General features: G+C 70.8%; 21 protein-coding genes and 1 tRNA gene. 7 read left to right on the top strand and 15 right to left on the bottom strand.

Annotated features, from left to right (window positions below):
- The first annotated feature begins 225 nt into the window (after window positions 1–225).
- The 3 genes from OHA05_RS21395 (at window position 226) to OHA05_RS21385 (ending at window position 2,140) form a co-directional block, all read left to right on the top strand.
- A complete protein-coding gene (locus OHA05_RS21395; RefSeq protein ID WP_328861465.1) occupies window positions 226–882 on the top strand; it encodes an SDR family oxidoreductase in 657 nt (218 codons plus the stop codon).
- A 116-nt stretch (window positions 883–998) separates the two neighbouring features.
- Window positions 999–1,496, top strand: coding sequence for a GyrI-like domain-containing protein (locus OHA05_RS21390; protein WP_313944712.1), 498 nt, complete (start codon window positions 999–1,001; stop codon window positions 1,494–1,496).
- 77 nt (window positions 1,497–1,573) lie between these two features.
- A complete protein-coding gene (locus OHA05_RS21385) occupies window positions 1,574–2,140 on the top strand; it encodes a GNAT family N-acetyltransferase (protein ID WP_328861464.1) in 567 nt (188 codons plus the stop codon).
- Window positions 2,141–2,220: 80 nt separating this feature from the next.
- Here OHA05_RS21385 and OHA05_RS21380 read toward each other — a convergent pair whose 3' ends face one another.
- A complete protein-coding gene (locus OHA05_RS21380; RefSeq protein ID WP_328861463.1) occupies window positions 2,221–2,688 on the bottom strand; it encodes an SRPBCC family protein in 468 nt (155 codons plus the stop codon).
- A 253-nt stretch (window positions 2,689–2,941) separates the two neighbouring features.
- Window positions 2,942–3,023 (bottom strand) — tRNA-Tyr (locus tag OHA05_RS21375).
- A 194-nt stretch (window positions 3,024–3,217) separates the two neighbouring features.
- Between OHA05_RS21375 and OHA05_RS21370 the strand changes: the two genes are divergently transcribed.
- The 3 genes from OHA05_RS21370 (at window position 3,218) to OHA05_RS21360 (ending at window position 5,230) form a co-directional block, all read left to right on the top strand.
- A complete protein-coding gene (locus tag OHA05_RS21370; RefSeq protein ID WP_313944715.1) occupies window positions 3,218–3,706 on the top strand; it encodes a YajQ family cyclic di-GMP-binding protein in 489 nt (162 codons plus the stop codon).
- A 310-nt stretch (window positions 3,707–4,016) separates the two neighbouring features.
- Entirely contained in the window at window positions 4,017–4,529 is a 513-nt protein-coding gene (locus OHA05_RS21365; RefSeq protein WP_328861462.1) for a methylated-DNA--[protein]-cysteine S-methyltransferase, read from the top strand.
- Window positions 4,526–5,230: an alpha-ketoglutarate-dependent dioxygenase AlkB family protein gene (locus tag OHA05_RS21360; protein WP_328861461.1), complete on the top strand. Its 705-nt coding sequence runs from the start codon at window positions 4,526–4,528 to the stop codon at window positions 5,228–5,230. Before OHA05_RS21365 ends, OHA05_RS21360 begins: the two co-directional genes overlap by 4 nt.
- A gap of 127 nt (window positions 5,231–5,357) precedes the next feature.
- Here the strand turns inward: OHA05_RS21360 and OHA05_RS21355 are convergent, their stop codons facing one another.
- A complete protein-coding gene (locus OHA05_RS21355; protein ID WP_313944718.1) occupies window positions 5,358–5,627 on the bottom strand; it encodes a GlsB/YeaQ/YmgE family stress response membrane protein in 270 nt (89 codons plus the stop codon).
- Window positions 5,628–5,712: 85 nt separating this feature from the next.
- Between OHA05_RS21355 and OHA05_RS21350 the strand changes: the two genes are divergently transcribed.
- The gene (locus OHA05_RS21350) at window positions 5,713–6,933 is read left to right on the top strand and encodes an APC family permease (RefSeq protein ID WP_328861460.1); all 1,221 of its coding nucleotides are present in this window, start codon (window positions 5,713–5,715) and stop codon (window positions 6,931–6,933) included.
- A gap of 61 nt (window positions 6,934–6,994) precedes the next feature.
- Here OHA05_RS21350 and OHA05_RS21345 read toward each other — a convergent pair whose 3' ends face one another.
- The 12 genes from OHA05_RS21345 to OHA05_RS21290 all read right to left on the bottom strand — a co-directional run bounded on the left by OHA05_RS21345 (window position 6,995) and on the right by OHA05_RS21290 (window position 18,558).
- Complete coding sequence (locus tag OHA05_RS21345; RefSeq protein ID WP_313944720.1) at window positions 6,995–7,387, bottom strand: YccF domain-containing protein; 393 nt, start codon at window positions 7,385–7,387, stop codon at window positions 6,995–6,997.
- Window positions 7,384–8,247, bottom strand: coding sequence for a zinc metalloprotease HtpX (htpX, locus tag OHA05_RS21340; RefSeq protein ID WP_313944721.1), 864 nt, complete (start codon window positions 8,245–8,247; stop codon window positions 7,384–7,386). Before htpX ends, OHA05_RS21345 begins: the two co-directional genes overlap by 4 nt.
- Window positions 8,248–8,393: 146 nt before the next feature.
- A complete protein-coding gene (locus tag OHA05_RS21335) occupies window positions 8,394–9,935 on the bottom strand; it encodes an NADH-quinone oxidoreductase subunit N (RefSeq protein WP_328861459.1) in 1,542 nt (513 codons plus the stop codon).
- Entirely contained in the window at window positions 9,932–11,491 is a 1,560-nt protein-coding gene (locus OHA05_RS21330) for a complex I subunit 4 family protein (protein ID WP_328863436.1), read from the bottom strand. The genes OHA05_RS21335 and OHA05_RS21330 overlap by 4 nt, the downstream gene beginning before the upstream one ends.
- Before the next feature lie 27 nt (window positions 11,492–11,518).
- The gene (locus OHA05_RS21325) at window positions 11,519–13,525 is read right to left on the bottom strand and encodes an NADH-quinone oxidoreductase subunit 5 family protein (protein ID WP_328861458.1); all 2,007 of its coding nucleotides are present in this window, start codon (window positions 13,523–13,525) and stop codon (window positions 11,519–11,521) included.
- Window positions 13,522–13,893: an NADH-quinone oxidoreductase subunit NuoK gene (nuoK, locus tag OHA05_RS21320; RefSeq protein ID WP_313944724.1), complete on the bottom strand. Its 372-nt coding sequence runs from the start codon at window positions 13,891–13,893 to the stop codon at window positions 13,522–13,524. The genes OHA05_RS21325 and nuoK overlap by 4 nt, the downstream gene beginning before the upstream one ends.
- Window positions 13,893–14,450 (bottom strand): NADH-quinone oxidoreductase subunit J family protein, encoded by a 558-nt coding sequence (locus tag OHA05_RS21315; RefSeq protein WP_313944725.1) that lies wholly within the window; start codon window positions 14,448–14,450, stop codon window positions 13,893–13,895. Before OHA05_RS21315 ends, nuoK begins: the two co-directional genes overlap by 1 nt.
- Window positions 14,447–15,085, bottom strand: a complete 639-nt coding sequence (locus OHA05_RS21310; RefSeq protein ID WP_328861457.1) for a NuoI/complex I 23 kDa subunit family protein — start codon at window positions 15,083–15,085, stop codon at window positions 14,447–14,449. Before OHA05_RS21310 ends, OHA05_RS21315 begins: the two co-directional genes overlap by 4 nt.
- Entirely contained in the window at window positions 15,085–16,053 is a 969-nt protein-coding gene (locus OHA05_RS21305) for a complex I subunit 1/NuoH family protein (RefSeq protein ID WP_328861456.1), read from the bottom strand. The genes OHA05_RS21310 and OHA05_RS21305 overlap by 1 nt, the downstream gene beginning before the upstream one ends.
- Window positions 16,050–17,552 (bottom strand): NADH-quinone oxidoreductase subunit C, encoded by a 1,503-nt coding sequence (locus OHA05_RS21300; RefSeq protein WP_328861455.1) that lies wholly within the window; start codon window positions 17,550–17,552, stop codon window positions 16,050–16,052. Before OHA05_RS21300 ends, OHA05_RS21305 begins: the two co-directional genes overlap by 4 nt.
- On the bottom strand, window positions 17,549–18,169 hold the full coding sequence (locus OHA05_RS21295; RefSeq protein ID WP_328861454.1) for an NADH-quinone oxidoreductase subunit B: 621 nt from the start codon (window positions 18,167–18,169) through the stop codon (window positions 17,549–17,551). Before OHA05_RS21295 ends, OHA05_RS21300 begins: the two co-directional genes overlap by 4 nt.
- Window positions 18,160–18,558: an NADH-quinone oxidoreductase subunit A gene (locus OHA05_RS21290; RefSeq protein WP_313944730.1), complete on the bottom strand. Its 399-nt coding sequence runs from the start codon at window positions 18,556–18,558 to the stop codon at window positions 18,160–18,162. Before OHA05_RS21290 ends, OHA05_RS21295 begins: the two co-directional genes overlap by 10 nt.
- Between the last annotated feature and the right edge of the window lie 17 nt (window positions 18,559–18,575).

Raw genomic sequence — 18,575 nt, 5'->3', positions numbered from 1 at the left:
GGTGGCCGCGTGCGGGGTGCGGTTGGTTGCGGGGCGGCCGCGTGCGGGGTTGCGGTTGGTTGCCGCGTGGCCGCGTGCGGGGTGCGGGCGCGTTCGCCGCGCCCTGCCGTGCCTATTGCGTACGGGCCGACCGCGTGCGCACGGCGGCCGTCCGTGTGAGCCGACCGCGCCCGGCTCCTGCCTGTCCGTGCGCGCGAGGGGCGCATCGGACGTACCGTCGTACTCATGCGCATTGTCATCGCAGGAGGACACGGTCAGATCGCACTGCGCCTGGAGCGGCTGCTCTCGGCGCGCGGGCATGAGCCGGTGGGCCTCATCCGCAAACCCGAATACGCCGACGACCTGCGGGACGCGGGAGCCGAACCGGTCCTGCTGGACCTGGAGTCGGCCTCGGTCGACGAGGTGGCCGAGGTGCTGCAGGGCGCGGACGGCGCGGTCTTCGCGGCGGGCGCCGGCCCGGGCAGCAGTGTGGACCGCAAGTACACGGTGGACCGGGACGCGGCAGTGCTGCTCGCGGACGCGGCGGAACGCGCGGGCGCACGGCGGTTCGTCGTGGTGTCGTCGATGGGCGCGGACCCTCAGCACGCGGGTGACGACGTCTTCGACCATTACCTGCGGGCGAAGGGCGAGGCGGACGCGAACGTCAGCTCCCGCACCGGCTTGGACTGGACGATCCTGCGGCCGGGTTCGCTGACGAACGACGCCGGAACGGGCCTGGTCCAGCTGGCACCGTCGACGGGCCGCGGACCGATTCCGCGCGACGATGTGGCGGCGGTCCTCGCGGAGTTGCTGGAGACCCCGGGCACGGCCGGGCAGACGCTGGAGCTGATCAGCGGCACGGTTCCGGTGATCGAGGCAGTGAAGGCGGTCGCGGGCGGCTGAGCGTCCGGCGGTCCTGCCGGTCAGATCTGGTTCAGCAGCCCTTCGGTCCGCGTCCCGTTCGCGGAAGCCGATGAATCCGCGTCCAGTGGACAGTCGTTGATGTCATGAGGAAAGACATGCCTGAGATTCAGCCCGCGGTTGTCGAGCTCGAGGAGCAGCCGTACGTGTTCATCCGCGGTTCCGTGCGGATGGACTCCTTCGCCGCGATCGCCGACCGGCTGGGCGAGCTGATCGCCTGGCTGACCGGCCAGGGCGTCGAGTTCGCCGGTGCCCCCTTCTTCCGCTTCAACAGCATCGACATGGAAGGGGAGTCGGAGGTCGAGGCCGGTCTGCCCGTCGACTCCCTGCCGGAGCCCGAGGGGGACATCAGGGTCGGGATGCTGCCGGGAGGCCGCTACGCGACCGTCACCCATGTCGGCCATCCGGACCAGCTGTTCGACGTCATCACGGCGCTGCGGGAGTGGGCCGCGCAGGAAGGCCTCGTCTGGGACATGCGGGAGGTCGGCGGCTCCGAGCTGTGGGGCTGCCGGCTGGAGTCGTATCTGACGGACCCGCGCGTCGAGCCGGACATGAACAAGTGGGAGATGGAGCTGGCCTTCCGGCTGGCCGACTGAGGTGGCCTGTCCGGCCCGCGCCGCCACCGGTACGAAATGCGGTGGCGGGCGGGTCGGCTGCTCGTGAGGATGCGGCCATGCGCATCTTCCTGGAGACCGAACGGCTCGTCCTGCGTGCGTTCACCGAGGCGGACGAGGAACCCCTGCTGGACCTGGACAACGATCCCGCCGTGATGCGCTTCATCAACGGCGGCCGCCCGACGAGCCGCGAGACGATCCGGGAACAGACGCTGCCCCGGCTGCTCCACGACTACCCGTGCTTCGGCACCCGCGGCTACTGGGCGGCGCAGGAGAAGGCCACGGGGACCTTCCTGGGCTGGTTCGCCTTCCGCCCGCTGTCGGACGACAGCCCCGCCGTCGTCGAACTCGGCTACCGCCTGAACACGTCGGCCTGGGGCAACGGCTACGCCGCGGAGGGATCGCGCGCCCTGATCCGGAAGGGATTCACGGACCTCGGGGTGGAGCGGGTGACCGCGAACACCATGACCGTCAACGCGCGGTCCCGCCGGGTGATGGAGAAGGCCGGTCTGTCGTACGTCCGCAGCTTCACCGACGACTGGCCGGATGTGATCGAGGGCTCGGAGCACGGCGATGTCGAGTACGAACTGACCCGCGCGGAATGGGAGCGGCGGGCCGTTCGGTAGGGCTGAGCCCGGCTGTGCCCTGCCTCTGCGGACGGCGGTGGCCGCGCACCGCGCGCGCTGCCACCCGTCCTCGGGGGCCTTCAGCCGCGGGCTTCGACGTACGACGCGAGGTTGGCCAGCGAGGAGGCGATGCCGGCCTCGTGATCCGCTTGATCGATGCCGGGCGGCACGTCCGTGGCGGTGACGGTCACCTCGGTCCCGTCGCCGGCGGCGTCGAGATCCCAGGTCATCGTCATGGTGCCCGCGTACGCCGCGTCGTCGGCCTCGAACACCGCCGTCTGCACCACCCGCTCCGACGGCACCAGCTCGGCGAACCCGACGTCGACGACATCCGTCGCGTCCGAGGTCTTGCCAGGGCTGTCGGCGGGATCGAGGTAGGTGAGAACCATCCGGAACCCGCCGCCGGGCCGCGGATCCCACTGCTCGATCCGCCCGCGCATACCGTCGGGCGGCAGCCAGGCTTCGAGGGACTCCCGGTCGAGGAGGGCGCCGTAGACGGTCGTCTTCGGGGCCGCGATCACACGGCTGCCACGGTCGGTCCGACTCATGGCCCGATCCTAGGAGGAAGGAGAGCCGGGCGGGGGTCCGTGGCCTTCGGCCCCGCCGGGCGAAGAGGGCACGGCGCCGGTGCAGTTCGGGCCCGAGAGGCCCGTCGACGGCCCGTCCCGGATATGGGCGGTGAGCAGGACTTGGGCCGTGAGCAGGTCCGGGGCCGGTGCGTTTCCCGGGACGGTCGCGCCGGGGGTGAACGACGATGGCCCCTGAACTGCGTTTCCGCAGTTCAGGGGCCATCACTTCGCGTGGCGGCGCCAGGATTCGAACCTGGGTAGGCTAAGCCGACGGATTTACAGTCCGCTCCCATTGGCCACTCGGGCACACCGCCATGGGATGTCGCCTCAGGAGGGCCGCTTGTTCGGCGGTGCTCCGTGGCAACGACGTAAACGATACCTGATGCCCGGGGGTGCTCCGCCACCGGATTGATCAGCGCTCGGGGCGGGTGCGGGTGGCTAGGCTTGCCCGTGCGGTTCGGGGATTCCGGCCGCTCCTCCACGCACCCGATACAAGGAGCCACAGGACATGGCCGACTCCAGTTTCGACATCGTCTCGAAGGTCGAGCGGCAGGAGGTCGACAACGCCCTCAACCAGGCCGCGAAGGAGATCTCTCAGCGCTACGACTTCAAGAACGTCGGGGCCTCGATCGCCTGGTCCGGCGAGAAGATCCTCATGCAGGCGAACTCCGAGGAGCGGGTCACGGCCATCCTCGACGTCTTCCAGTCCAAGCTGGTCAAGCGCGGGATCTCGCTGAAGGCGCTGGACGCGGGCGAGCCGCAGCTGTCCGGCAAGGAGTACAAGATCTTCGCCTCCATCGAGGAGGGCATCTCGCAGGAGAACGCCAAGAAGGTCGCGAAGATCATCCGTGACGAGGGTCCCAAGGGCGTCAAGGCTCAGGTCCAGGGTGAGGAGCTGCGGGTCAGCTCCAAGAGCCGGGACGACCTGCAGGCCGTGCAGGCGCTGCTGAAGGGGCAGGACTTCGACTTCGCCCTTCAGTTCGTGAACTACCGCTGACCGCGGGTGCTCGCCGGACGGACCGGGGGCGGAGCGGCCGGTCCGCTCCTCCCCCGCCTCGTCCGGGCGGGCGTGCGGGCGTGCGGGCGTGCGGCGGGCGGTTCGGGGCCGGGCGGCGGGCGGCGGGCGGTTCGGGACCGGCCGGCGGGGCCGTGCGAACGGCGGGCGGTTCGGGACCTGCGGGCGCGGCCACGTCGGGAGCCGGACGGGCGCCTGGCGTGACGTCCGAATCCCGCCAGCTTCGGCCGTCCGGGCGGCGCAGACTCGTAGGCGTAGGACGCAGAACATGCCGCGAGGAAAGGACAGGGCCATGACCGCCACGACGGTCTACACGACCATCCACAGCCCGCTGGGCGAACTGCTGCTGGTCGGCGAGGAATCGGCCACGGCGAACGGCGGCACCGCGCTCGCATCCCTCTCCCTGCCGGGTCAGAAGGGCGGCGCCGTCGTCCTGGACGGCTGGCGGCACGATCCCGCCGCCTTCGAGGAGATCGGACGGCAGCTGACCGCGTACTTCGGCGGCGGGCTCACCCACTTCGACATCGAGTACGTGGACGGCGGCACGGAGTTCCAGCGGCGGGTGTGGGCAGCGCTGGAGGAGATTCCGTACGGGGCGACGGCGACGTACGCGGAGATCGCCTCCCGTGTCGGTACGTCGCGGGTCGGCGTGCGGGCGGTGGGTACCGCGATCGGGCGCAATCCGCTGCTGGTCGTCCGGCCGTGCCACCGGGTGATCGGCTCGGACGGAGCGCTACGCGGCTATGCCGCCGGAGTGGAGCACAAGGAGCGGCTCCTCGGTCTCGAGGGCGCGCCGGCGTCGTGAGCGGCGCGGCCCTGTTCCCCAGGGACCCGGCGGTGGTGGCCCCCGGCGCGGTGCATGTGCCGGGGTGGCTGCCGCTGGAAGGCCAGCGGGAATTGGTGGAGGCGTGCCGGTCCTGGGCGCGCGGCCCCGTCCCGCTCCGGCACACCGCGCTGCCGGGCGGGGGCGTCATGTCGGTGCAGACGGTGTGTCTCGGCTGGCACTGGCAGCCGTACCGCTACACCCGCACGGCGGACGATGTGAACGGCGCCCGGGTCGCCCCGTTCCCGGACTGGCTGGTCGAGCTGGGCCGTACCGCTGTGCAGGCGGCGTACGGCGAGAGCGGTGCGTACGGCCAGGGCGGCGCAGAGGGCGGCGACGTGACGAAGGGCGTGGAATACACCCCTGACACCGCGCTCATCAACTTCTACGACGGCTCGGCGCGGATGGGGATGCACCAGGACAAGGAGGAGCGGTCCGGTGCGCCGGTGGTGTCGCTGAGCATCGGCGACAGCTGCGTGTTCCGCTTCGGCAACACCGAGACGCGGGGCCGCCCTTACCGCGATGTGGAGCTGGTCTCCGGCGACCTGTTCGTCTTCGGCGGGCCGGCTCGTTTCGCGTACCACGGGGTGCCGAAGGTGTACCCGGGCACGGCCGACCCCGCGACGGGCATCAGCAGCGGGCGGCTGAACATCACCCTGCGGGAGACGGGCCTGCCCGGCTGAGGCCTCGGTTCCATGGCACGGCCGGGGGCGGGTCGGCGCGAACACACGGCCTCGGTTGCGTGGCACGCCCCGCCGGCATGTCAAGCGCGAACGCGGCCTCGGTCGCGTGGAAAGCCCGGGCGGCGGGTCAGCGCGAGCGCGAGTGGCCGAACAGTAGCCGGTAGACGATCAGCAGCACGAGCGATCCGCCGATCGCGGCGGCCCAGGTCGGCCCGTCGTAGAACTCGTTGCTGATCGACCGGTCCAGGAAGCGGGCCGATATCCAGCCGCCGATGAACGCTCCCGCGACACCTATGAGCGTGGTGCCGATCAGGCCGCCCGGGTCGCGGCCCGGCAGCAGGATCTTGGCTATGGCCCCGGCGAGCAGTCCGAGGATGATCCAGCCGATGATGCTCATGCCGTGACCTGCCTTTCGTACGGTGGTGTTCTCGAAGACGTCTCGTCGTCGGGCCGCGGTTGCAGAGATCCGTAAGGTGCGGCACATGACACAGCAGCTGAGACGGTCGCTCGGCTTGTCCGATGCCGTGGTGATCGGTCTGGGGTCGATGGTCGGGGCGGGCATTTTCGCCGCGCTGGGCCCGGCGGCACGGGCCGCCGGCTCCGGGCTCTTGGTGGGACTGGCGATCGCTGCGGCCGTCGCGTACTGCAACGCCATGTCGTCCGCGCGGCTGGCCGCTCGCTACCCGGCGTCGGGCGGGACCTATGTGTACGGACGTGAGCGGCTCGGCGAGTTCTGGGGCTGTCTGGCGGGCTGGGCGTTCATCGTCGGAAAGACGGCCTCGTGTGCGGCCATGGCGCTGACGGTGGGGACGTACGCCTGGCCGGATCAGGCGCATGCGGTGGCGGTCGCCGCAGTGGTCGCCCTGACGGCCGTGAACTACACCGGTGTTCAGAAATCGGCGTTGCTGACACGGGTGATCGTCGCGGTCGTGCTGGCCGTCCTGTCGGCGGTCGTCGTCTCCTCTCTCACGTCGGGCTCGGCCGACTTCGGGCGCCTTGGTGTGGAGGCGGATGTCTCGGCGGGCGGTGTGCTCCAGGCGGCCGGGCTGCTGTTCTTCGCGTTCGCGGGGTACGCCCGGATCGCCACGCTCGGCGAGGAGGTGCGCGATCCGGCGCGGACGATCCCGCGCGCGGTCCCGCTGGCGCTCGGTATCGCTCTGGTCGTCTATACGTGTGTGGCGGTCTCGGTCCTTTCCGTTCTGGGCGCGGGTGAGTTGGGGCGGGCCACCGCTCCGCTCGCGGAGGCGGCGCGGGCCGCGGACGCGCAGTGGCTCGTACCGGTGGTGCGGGTGGGTGCCGCGGTGGCGGCGCTCGGGTCGTTGCTCTCGCTGATTCTCGGCGTCTCACGAACGACGCTGGCCATGGCACGGGACGGCCACCTGCCGACCGCTCTGGCGGCCGTGCACCCGCGCTTCCAGGTGCCCCACCGGGCGGAGTTGGCGGTGGGGGCCGTCGTCGCGGTGGTGGCGGCGACGGCCGATGTGCGGGGTGCCATCGGGTTCTCGTCGTTCGCCGTGCTCATGTACTACGCAATTGCCAACGCTTCGGCTTGGACGCTCGGTTCCCGATGGCGAGTGGTGGCCATTCTGGGCTTCGCCGGCTGTGTGCTGCTCGCCTTCGCGCTGCCCCTGTCATCGGTGCTGTCCGGCGCGGCCGTCGTGGGGGCGGGCGCACTCGTCTACGGAATGCGACGCCGCGGCTGAGGCCCCGGCGCGGCGCACCGCCCATGCGAGTCCGCGCTCGCGGCGGTGTTCCGCCTGCGCGTCAGCGAACCCCGAACGCCTCGTCCGACGGGACGATTTCCTTGCCGAACGGCACCAGGGAGACCGGGATCAGCTTGAAGTTCGCGATGCCCAGCGGGATGCCGATGATGGTGATGCACAGGGCGATGCCCGTGAAGATGTGGCCGAGGGCCAGCCACCAGCCGGCGAGGATCAGCCACAGGATGTTGCCGACGAAGGACGGGGCACCCGCGTCCCGGCGGTCGATCACGGTGTAACCGAAGGGCCAGAGCGCATAGATGCCGATCCGGAACGCGGCCAGACCGAACGGGATGCCGATGATGGTGATGCAGAGCACCAGGCCCGCAACCATGTATCCGAGGAACATCCAGAAGCCGCACAGGATGAGCCAAATGACGTTCAGGATTGTCTTCACGGGCGATGACCTGCCATCTGTTCGAGTCGGGCGATGCGCTCCGCCATCGGTGGGTGCGTGGAGAACATCTTGGACAGACCCCTACCCGGCCGGAAGGGGTTCGCGATCATCATGTGACTGGCGGTCTCGAGACGCGGCTCGGGAGGCAGGGGGAGCTGTTTCGTACCGGCGTCGAGTTTGCGCAGGGCGCTCGCCAGGGCCAGCGGATCGCCGGTGATCTGGGCGCCCGAGGCGTCCGCCTCGTACTCCCGGGAACGGCTGACGGCGAGCTGGATGATGGAGGCGGCCAGCGGCCCGAGGATCAGGATCAGCAGGAAGCCCAGGATGCCGGGGCCGTCGTCGTCGTCCGAGCGGCCGACGGGGATCAGCCAGGCGAAGTTCACCAGGAACATCACCACGGAAGCGAGCGCTCCGGCGACGGAGGAGATCAGGATGTCGCGGTTGTAGACATGACTGAGCTCGTGGCCGAGGACGCCGCGCAGCTCCCGCTCGTCGAGGATCTGCAGAATGCCTTCGGTGCAGCACACCGCGGCGTTGCGCGGGTTGCGGCCGGTGGCGAACGCGTTGGGAGCCTGTGTGGGCGAGATGTAGAGCCGGGGCATGGGCTGGCGGGCGGCGGTGGAGAGCTCGCGGACGATCCGGTAGAGCTGCGGGGCCTCGAATTCGCTGACCGGTCGGGCCCGCATGGCCCGCAGGGCGAGCTTGTCGCTGTTCCAGTAGGCGTACGCATTGGTGCCGATCGCCACGAGGAGAGCGACGAGCAGGCCCGTACGGCCGAAGAAGCTGCCGATGACGAGGATGAGTGCGGACAGTCCCCCGAGGAGTACGGCGGTCTTCAGCCCATTGTGCCGGCGGTGCACGGTACGCCCTCCAAGCGGTGCGGCAGGGGACCCTTTGCGTGGTGGTGCTCCACTGTCCAGTGGACCCTTCTGTACTGGTCAACGCCAGGCGAAGGACGCTAGTTCCCTTGTGCTACCGGCCTCGGAGTGAGCCGTTCGGGTGACCCTCAGAACAGGGTGCCCGCGGCGAAGCGCAGAATCAGCTGGGGGTATCCGGAGAGAGCGATGCCGGCGACGACGGCCAGCACGATGACGACGGTGACCGGCGCCGGGGCTCCCTTGTGGACGGGCTCGGCCTCGTCGGCAGCTGCCGCGGCGCCTTCCACGGCACCCTCGGGGGCCCGGAAGAGGACCGCGGTCCACTTCAGGTAGTAGTACAGGGCGATCACGACGTTGACGGCCATGACGACCGCCAGCCACCCCAGGCCCGCGTCGACCGCCGAGGAGAAGACGGTCACCTTGGCGAACAGGCCGATGATGCCGGGCGGCAGGCCCGCCAGGCAGAGCAGGAAGAAGCCCATGGCAAGAGCGGCCAGCGGGTGGCCGGCATAGAGACCGCGGTAGTCGGCGACGCGGTTGAGGGGCCGGCTGCGGGCGACCAGCGCGGCCACGGCGAAGGCACCGAGGTTCACGACGGCGTACATCAGGGCGTACGCGACCGTCGCACCGATCTGGTCGTCGCTGGAATAGGCGGCGGCAGCGATCGGCACCAGGAGGTAGCCGGCCTGGGCCACCGACGACCAGGCCAGCAGACGTACCGCGCTCCACGCGCGCGTGGGCGACTGCCGCAGGGCGGCCACATTGCCCGCGGTCATGGTGAGGGCCGCGAGGACGGCGATCGCCGGCCCCCAGACGTCCGCATAGCCCGGGAAGGCGATGACGGTGACCAGGATGAGGCCGGAGAAGCCGACGGCCTTCCCGATGACGGAGAGGTAGGCGGCGATGGGCAGCGGCGCACCCACATAGGTGTCGGGGACCCAGAAGTGGAACGGGACGGCGGCCGTCTTGAACGCGAAGCCGACAAGGGTCAGCGCGACCCCTGCCTGCGCCAGCGTGTCGAGCTGTCCGGGGACGTCGTCGAGCCCGGTGGCGATACGCGTGAGGTGAAGGGTGCCCGTCGTGGCGTACACGAAGCTGACGCCCAGGAGCATGACAGCGGTCGCCGTGACCGAGGAGAGGAAGAACTTGAGCGCCGCCTCACTGGAGAGCCGGTCGCCTCGGCGGAGGCCGACGAGGGCGAAGGCCGGCAGCGACGCGACTTCGAGGGCGACGACGAGGGTGGCGAGGTCCCGGGAGGCGGGCAGCAGGGCGGCTCCGGCGGCGGACGACAGCAGTAGGAACCAGAACTCGCCCGCGGGGAGCCTGGTGCGCGTGTCGTGGAGCGACAGCAGGGCGGTGAGCAGCGCGCCGCCGAGCACCAGGAACTGGATGACCAGAGTGAAGTGGTCCGCGGTGTAGCTGCACGCCGCGGTGTCGGTGGTCAGGCAGAAGGTTTCCCGGTCGCCTTTGCGCAGTGGTACGAGCGTGACGAGTGCGGCGGCCAGACCGGCGATCGCGACGAAGCCGAGCAGATGCTTCCGCTTCTCCGGCGTGAACAGGTCGGCCACCAGGACGATCAGACCGACGACCGCCACGATGGTCGGCGGTGCGATCGCGAGCCAGTCGACGGACTGGACGAGGCTGGTGCCGCTGTCGGCTGCCACGGTCACGACTTGCCTCCTGCGAGGAGCTTCTGCACGGCCGGGTCGGTGAGGCCGAGGAGAACCGCGGGCCACAGTCCCGCGAGGACGGTGAGGGCGACGAGCGGTGTCCAGGCGGCGAACTCGTACGTCTGGACGTCGGCGAGGGGCCGGTTCTCCTGCTCCTCGGTCCGCAGCGCGCCCATGCAGACACGGCGGACGACGACCAGGAGGTAGGCCGCGGTGAGCAGCGTGCCGAACGCGGCGATCGCCATGAAGGTGAGGAACGCGGGCCGGCTGAGGCCGTCGGCGGGGTCGAAGGCGCCGAACAGCGCGAGCATCTCGCCCCAGAACCCGGCGAGCCCGGGCAGCCCGAGGGAGGCGACCGCGGCGAAGGCGAGGAGGGCACCGAGGCGGGGAGCGCGGCCGTAGAGGGCGGCTCCGGTGGCGCCGGCGAGGGTGTCGAGGTCGGCGGTTCCGTAGCGGTCCTTGAGGGCGCCGACCAGGAAGAAGAGCAGACCGGTGATGAGGCCGTGAGCGATGTTCGCGAACAGCGCGCCGTTGACGCCGGTGGGGGTCATCGTCGCGATGCCGAGGAGGACGAAGCCCATGTGACCGACGGAGGAGTAGGCGATCAGGCGCTTGAGGTCGCCGCCGGCGCCCTCCTTGGCCAGGGCGAGGCAGGCGAGCGATCCGTAGATGATGCCCGCGACGGCGAAGGCCGCGAGGTACGGCGCGAAAGTGAGCATGCCGTCGGGAGCGATCGGCAGCACGATACGGACGAAGCCGTACGTCCCCATCTTGAGCAGGACACCGGCGAGCAGGACCGAGCCGACGGTCGGGGCGGCGGTGTGGGCATCGGGCAGCCAGCTGTGCAGTGGCCACATCGGGGTCTTCACGGCGAGGCCGAGACCGATCGCCAAAACGGCGATGACCTGCACGGACGAGGTGAGTCCACGGCCGTTGTCAGTGGCGAGTGCCACCATGTCGAATGTGCCGGTCTTCAGCCCGATCAGCAGCAGGCCGAGCAGCATGACGACGGAGCCGAGCAGCGTGTAGAGGATGAATTTCCAGGCGGCGGCCTGCCGCGCCTCCCCGCCCCAGCGGGCGATGAGGAAGTACATCGGGATGAGGACCATCTCGAACGCCAGGAAGAACAGCAGCAGATCGAGTACGGCGAAGGTCGCGAGCGTCCCGGATTCGAGGACGAGCAGCAGCGCGACGAAGGCTTTCGGGGACGGGCCCGAAGGCATCTTGAAGTAGCTGTAGAGAGCGCAGAGGAAGGTCAGCAGCGCGGTCAGCACGACAAGGGGGAGGGAAATGCCGTCGATGCCGAGGTGGATCCGCACATCGAGTGCCGGGATCCAGCTGATATCCGTCGTGGCCTGCATCCTCGACGGGTGGTCGTGGTCGAAGCCGAGCGCCAGCACGACGGTGGCGACGAGGACGGCTCCGGTGACGGTCATGCCGTGGCGCAGGACCGCCTGGTCGGGCCCGGTGCCGCGAAGGCCGGGCGGGGCGGGCAGCAGCGCCGCGGCCGCCCCGGCGAGCGGGGCGACGACGATGAACGCGAGAAGGAACTGCATCACGGACTCGCTGATATCGATCACGGCTCACGATCCCGCGTTGACGGTGGACAGGACGACGGCGGCGATGGCGAGGACGGCCGAGCCGGCGAGCAGGGCGCCGAGGTAGGTCTGCACATTGCCGGTCTGGGCGCGCCGGACGAGCCATCCCAGCCAGTTGCTGCCGGTGCCCGCCCCGCGGACGTAGGTGTCGACGACCTCGCGGTCGAGGAAGCGCACCAGTACGGCGGCGGCCTGGACGGGCCGGACGAACAGCGCGCGGTAGACGGCGTCCAGATGGAAGCCGGTGACCGCGGCGCCGTGCAGCGGGCCGAGCAGCAGACGGCCCGGGTCGGACGGGTCGGGGGCGGATGCGATGTCGCCGTAGGCGGGGGTGTGGGTCGCGACGGCCTCGGCCTCGGAGACCGAGGGAGCCGCGTCGGGGTGGGCGGCGACGGCACCCATCGGCGGGCGGGCGGGGCCCCGGCGGTACTGCAGCGCGCGCCAGGCGGCGTAGGTGATCAGTCCGCCGACCAGAGCGACTCCCGTGCCGAGGACGGCGGTTGTCACGGTCGGGGTGAGGCTGTGTCCGTCGAACCAGTCGTCGACGTAGCCGACCGTGAGACCGAATCCGAGGGAGGGGACGGCCAGCACCCAGAGCACGGCATTCATGGAGAGGGGTTCGCGGCCGTGGTCGGGGGCTTCGGCTCCGCGTCCGTGGAAGGCGAGCAGCCACAGGCGCATCGCGTAGGCGGCGGTCAGCAGGGCCGTCACCAGCCCGGCGACGAGGACGATCCAGCCCGCGCCGACCGGGGCGACGCCGGAGTCTCCGAGCGCGGTGTGCTCGGCGGCCACGAGGACGGCTTCCTTGGAGAAGAAGCCGGCGAAGGGAGGGATCGCGGCAAGTGCCAGCAGGGCGACGGTCATCGTCCAGTAGGCGTCGGGGATGCGCTTGGGGAGGCCCGTCATCCGGGACATGGCGGCCAGGGAGTTGGTGCCGGCGGCATGGATGACCACGCCGGCGGCGAGGAAGAGCAGCGCCTTGAACGCACCGTGCGCCATGAGGTGGAAGACGGCCGCGCCACGGTCTCCGACGGCCAGGGCGCCCGACATGTAGCCGAGTTGGCCGATGGTCGAGTAAGCGAGGACACGCTTGATGTCGTCCTGGGCGAGGGCGGCGAGGCCCGAGCCGACCATCGTGACGGCGGCCATGACGGCCAGGACGGTGAGGGCAGCGGCGGACGCCGCGAAGACAGGAAGGAGACGGGCGACGAAGTAGATACCGGCGGCGACCATGGTCGCCGCGTGGATCAGCGCGGAGACGGGAGTGGGGCCCGCCATCGCGTCGGGCAGCCAGGTGTGCAGCGGGAACTGCGCCGACTTGCCGGCCACACCCGCGAGGAGCAGCAGCGCCACCAGTGTCGGGTGGTCGAGGCCACCGGCCGCGACGGAGCCGAGGATCCCGGTGATCCGGAACGTGCCGGCGTCGGCGGCGAGCGCGAACAGGCCGATCAGAAAGGGGACATCGCCGAGCTTGGTGACCAGGAACGCCTTGAGGGAGGCGGCGCGCGCCTCGGGCGTCTCCCAGTAGTGGCCCACGAGGAAGTACGAGCAGATGCCCATGATCTCCCAGCCGACCAGGAGCACCATCAGGTCGCCGGAGTAGACGACGAGCAGCATCGCGGAGGTGAAGAGGGAGACGAGAGCCGCGTACGAGGGGTAGCGCGGGTCGTCGCGCAGATAGCCCGTCGAGTAGATCTGCACGCAGGTCGCGACGAAGCCGACGAGGACGGCGACCAGGACCGCGAAGCCGTCGAGGTACAGCGCGAGGTCGATGGGGACCGAACCCGTGGGCGTGAGCTGGGTCGAGGCGTCGATCGCCTTGCCCCCGCCCTGGCGCACGGCGACCACCACGGCGAGCGCGAAAGCGGTCAGGGTGGGCAGGACCGCGAGGGGCCGCACGAAGCCGGGGGCAGTGCGGCCGAGCAGCAGTCCGGCCGCCGCGCCGAGAAAGGGGAGAAGAGGGACGAGGACGGCGAGGGTCGTGGTCGTCACGCGGTGGCCTCAGCCTTCTGCGCCGAAGCGGTGGCGTCAGGTTCGTCGGAACTGCCGTCGTGGCCTTCGGCGGTGTCGCGGAGCCTGTCGACGTCCGAGGATCCGCGGTTGCGGTAGACCATCAGGACGATCGCCAGGCCGATGCCGATCTCCGCGGCAGCGATGGCGATGGTGAAAAGAGTGAGCGCCTGTCCGGCGTGCACGGTGTCGCGCAGCCAGACGTCGAAGGCGACGAGATTGAGGTTGACCGCGTTGAGCATCAGCTCGACGGACATCAACACCAGGATCGCGTTGCGCCGGGCGAGCACGCCGTACAGGCCGACGCAGAAGAGGAGGACAGCGAGCACGGCGGGATAGGCGAGGTGCATCAGCTCTCCCCCTGGGGGTCCTTGGAGCCCTTGCGGGACAGGACGATGGCGCCGACGAGCGCGGCGAGCAGCAGGACGGAGAGCGCCTCGAAGGGCAGCACCCAGTGCCGGAAGAGGTATTCGCCGGACACCTTGGTGGAGCCCTGCGCGGGTCCGTCCAGGTTGATCCAGGTGGCGCGGAAGGCGTCCACGACCACCCAGACCAGGGCGGCCGCGGCGACGCCGGCGACGGCCAGAGCCACGTAGCGGTTGCCCGAATCGGCGTCCGGGGAGCGGCCGATGGGGGCCTTGGTGAGCATCAGCCCGAAGAGAAGGAGGACGACGACGGAACCGACGTAGATGAGGACCTGCACCCAGGCGATGAACTCGGCCGTCAGCAGCAGGTATTCGACGGCCAGGCCGCCGAGCGCCACGACCAGCCAGAGCGCGGCGTGCACCAGCTGCTTGGTGGTGACCGTGATGACGGCCGCGCCGAGGGTGGCGAGGCCGACGAGCAGGAAGGCGATCTCGACACCGGTCGGCGAGAGGAAGCCCTGGGGTGCGGCGGCGAGCATCATGCCGTGCCTCCTTCACCCGGGCGCGGCGATGCGGGACGCTCCGGGGACGGGGCACCGGGGGCAGGGTCGGCCGCCTGCGCCTGCTCCCCTGCCTGGCCCTGCTCCTGCGCCTGCGCTGCGGCGAGCTTCTCGGCAGCCTTGCGGGCCGCCGCGATCTCCTTCGGCTCCTCCGCACCCGGGTCGAGGGCGGGCGGTGCGGGCACCGTCCACATCCACTCGCGGAGCTTGTCCCGCTCGTGGGTGAGTTCGCGGATGTCCGTCTCCGCGTACTCGAACTCCGGTGACCAGAACAGCGCGTCGAAAGGACAGACCTCGATGCAGATACCGCAGTACATGCAGAGCGAGAAGTCGATCGCGAAGCGGTCGAGGACATTGCGGCTGCGCTCCCGGCCACCGGGGGCGGCGGCCGGGACCGTCTCCTTGTGGGAGTCGATGTAGATGCACCAGTCGGGGCACTCACGGGCGCAGAGCATGCAGACCGTGCAGTTCTCCTCGAACAGGCCGATCACACCGCGGGAGCGCGGCGGGAGTTCGGGCTGCGCGTCGGGGTACTGGTGGGTGACCGTCTTCTTGGTCATCGTCCGCAGCGTGACGGCCAGGCCCTTGGCGAGGCCGGATCCGGGAATCGGCGGCATTACTGGATCACCACCTTCACGATGCCGGTGAGAGCGATCTGGGCGAGAGCGAGCGGGACGAGCGTCGTCCAGGCGAGCTTCTGCAACTGGTCCTCGCGCATCCGGGGATAGGTGACGCGCAGCCAGATGACGACGAACGCGAGCACACCGGTCTTGAGCAGGGTCCACACCCAGCCGAGTCCGTCGGCGCCCATCGGGCCGTGCCAGCCCCCGAGGAACAGGACGGTGGTCAGGCCGCAGAGCACGACGATGCCCGCGTACTCGGCGAGCAGGAACAGCGCGAACCGCAGCCCGGTGTACTCGGTGTAGGCGCCGAAGATGATCTCGGAGTCGGCGACCGGCATGTCGAAGGGCGGGCGCTGGAGTTCGGCCAGTCCGGCGATGAAGAAGACGAGGGCGCCCACGATCTGCCAGGGCAGCCACCACCACTCGAAGGCGTTGAGGATGCCGGGCAGCGAGACCGTGCCGGCCGCCATGGCGACGGAGGCGGCGGTGAGCAGCATGGGCAGTTCGTACGCCAGCAGCTGCGCCGCGGTCCGCAGACCACCGAGAAGGGAGAACTTGTTGGCGGACGCCCAGCCCGCCATCAGCGAGCCGAGCACGCCGACGCCCATCACGGCGAGCACGAAGAAGATCCCCGCGTCGACGACCTCACCGACCGCGCCCTCGCTCGGGCCGATCGGGATGGCGACCAGCACGAGGAGGTACGGGAGGAGGGCGACGGCGGGAGCGAGCTGGAAGATGCGGCGGTCGGCGTTGGCCGGGACCACGTCCTCCTTCTGCGCGAACTTGACGCCGTCCGCGACGAGCTGGGCCCAGCCGTGGAACCCGCCCGCGTACATGGGACCGAGGCGGCCCTGCATATGGGCCATCACCTTGTGCTCGGTCTGCCCGATGACGAGGGGAAGGACGAGGAAGACGGCGAGGACGACGAGCAGCCGGAAGGCGACGTCGAGAGCGTCGTTCACGCGGGGTCGCCTCCGGCGGTCTCATGGGGCCCGCCCTCGGGCCTGTCCGGGGGGCGGGGAGTACGGGTGTCGTCGTTGCCGTCGGACTCGGCATCGGGCTCGGCGGCGGTGTCGTCGCCGGTGCTGTCGTCCGGCGCCTCGCGGGAGCTGGGGTCCGTGCCCCCGCCCGGGTCCGTGCCGGTGTCGCGGTCCGGGGCCGGCTCGGGGCCCGGACTCGGCTCGGGCGCTGTCGGCTCGGGTGCAGTGGCCGGCTCGGGGCCTGTACTCGGCTCGGGCGCTGTGGCCGGTTCGGGGTCCGCGCGCGAGCCTGTGGCGGCTTCCGCGCCCGCGTCCGGCTCTTCGAATGCCGGGCGGGCGTGGTGCCACGGGGCGTCGGAGCTGCCGGCGCGCCGGGGCTTGGCCTCTCCCGAAGCGGCTTCTTCCGCCGGTGCGGTGGTGGGGGCCGGGGTCTCCGCCGCAGTTGCTTCGGGGGCGGATGTCTCGGCCGCCGGGGTCTTCGGCGCCGGGGTCTCGGCCGCGGCTGCTTCCGCCGCGGCTGCTTCGGGCGCGGGTGTCTCGGCCGCCGGGTCCCGAGGCGCCTCCGGGGGCGTGGCCGCTCCCGCGGCCGCCTGGCTCGCCGAGCCCTCGCTCACACTGCGCGAACGCCGTACGGGAGCACCCTCGCCGCCCGCCTGGCTCGCCGAGCCCTCGCTCACACTGCGGGAACGACTTACGGGAGCACCTTCCGCGGCCGCCTGGCTCGCCGAACCCTCGCTCACACTGCGGGAACGACGTGCAGGAGCGCCCTCCGCGGCCGCCTGGCTCGCCGAACCCTCCCCCGCCGTACGGGTGCGGCGGGCCGGGCGGTCCGTTGCTCCGGCCGCCGCGGCTCCGGCAGCGCCTGCCGCTCGGGGCGTGCGGGCCGGGCGGCTCGGGGCGGGCGGGAGTTGGCCCTTGAGCGGGCCCCACTCGTTGGGGTCGGGCACGCCCGGCGGGAGCATCTGGCGGCGCTTGGGGCCGCCGTGTTCCGACTCCCCCGGCTCCTTCGCACCCGGCCAGGCCTTCGCGACCCGGGCGGCGAGGACGAAGTCCTTGCGCAGCGGATGGCCCTCGAACTCCTCCGGCAGCAGCAGCGGTACGAGATGCGGGTGGCCGGTGAAACCGACGCCGAACATCTCGTGGGTCTCGCGCTCGTGCCAGGCCGCTCCCGCGTACACGGTCACGGCGGAGGCGAGTACGGGCGCCTCGTGCGGGACCGTCGTCCGCAGCAGCAGCCGGCGGACCCGGCCGCCTTCCAGGGAGACCACGTGCGCGCAGACCCGGAAGCCGGTGCCCGGCTCGTCGACCGCGCTCAGCCAGTCGAAGTAGGTGCAGGCCAGCTGCGTACGGGCGATCTCCAGGGACGGGATCCACGACTCTGCGGGCACGTCGACCGTGAGCAGCTCGTACGCCAGCTCGGCCGTGGCCGCCTCGCCGAAGATGTCCGTGACGGCGTCGGGGAGACGGTCGTATGCGGTCACCGGTCGCCTCCCGGCGCGGCCGGCGGGGTCACCAGCGGGCTGCGCAGTTCGCCCACGGAGGGGCGGGCGGTGCCGTAGCGCTCGCCGAGCGACTCCCGTGCGATCTTCTCCTGAAGCTTGAGGATCCCCTGGAGCAGTGCCTCGGGCCGCGGCGGGCAGCCCGGGACGTAGACGTCGACGGGAATGATCTGGTCGACGCCCTTGGTCACGGAGTAGGAATCCCAGTACGGGCCGCCGCAGTTGGAGCAGGCACCGAAGGAGATCACGTACTTCGGCTCCGGCATCTGCTCGTAGAGCCGCTTGACCGCGGGCGCCATCTTGTCGGTGACCGTGCCGGAGACGACCATCAGGTCCGCCTGCCGCGGGCCGGGCGCGAACGGGATCACCCCGAGGCGGATGAAGTCGTGCCGGGCCATCGACGCGGCGATGAACTCGATCGCGCAGCAGGCGAGTCCGAAGTTGAAGACCCACAGGCTGTAGCGGCGGCCCCAGTTGAGGACCACCTTCATCGGTTCGGGCGCCAGCCGGGAGAGAACGCCCAGTCGGCGGGGCTCCGGCAGCAGCTCCGTGTCCGAGTGCGCGGCCGGATTCGAGGTGGGGTTCGGGGTCACGTCCATGTCAGGACGTCCTTCTTCCATGCGTAGAGCAGTCCCACAGCCAGGAAGCCGAGGAAGATGAACATCTCCACGAGCGTTGTCGCGCCGTATCCCGCCGCCGCGAACACCGTGGCCCAGGGGAAGAGGAAGATCGAGTCGACGGCGAAGATCACGTACAGGAAGGCGTACACGTAATAGCGGACCTGGGTGTGCGCCCAGCCCTCGCCGACGGGGTCGACGCCGCATTCGTACGTCAGCAGTTTCTCCGGCGTGGGCACCACGGGCCTCAGCAGCCGGCCCGCTCCGAAGGCCACGGCGACGAACAGCACGCCGATCACCGCGAGCAGTCCGACGACCGAATAGCTCTCGAAGTAGTCCGCCGCGAGCACGGCCACGGTCGGTTCCGGCACGTCCGCCCCTCGCTCCC

The organism is Streptomyces sp. NBC_00306, from assembly GCF_036169555.1.
Lineage (GTDB): Bacteria > Actinomycetota > Actinomycetes > Streptomycetales > Streptomycetaceae > Streptomyces > Streptomyces achmelvichensis.
This window is presented reverse-complemented; position numbering and strand designations above follow the sequence as displayed.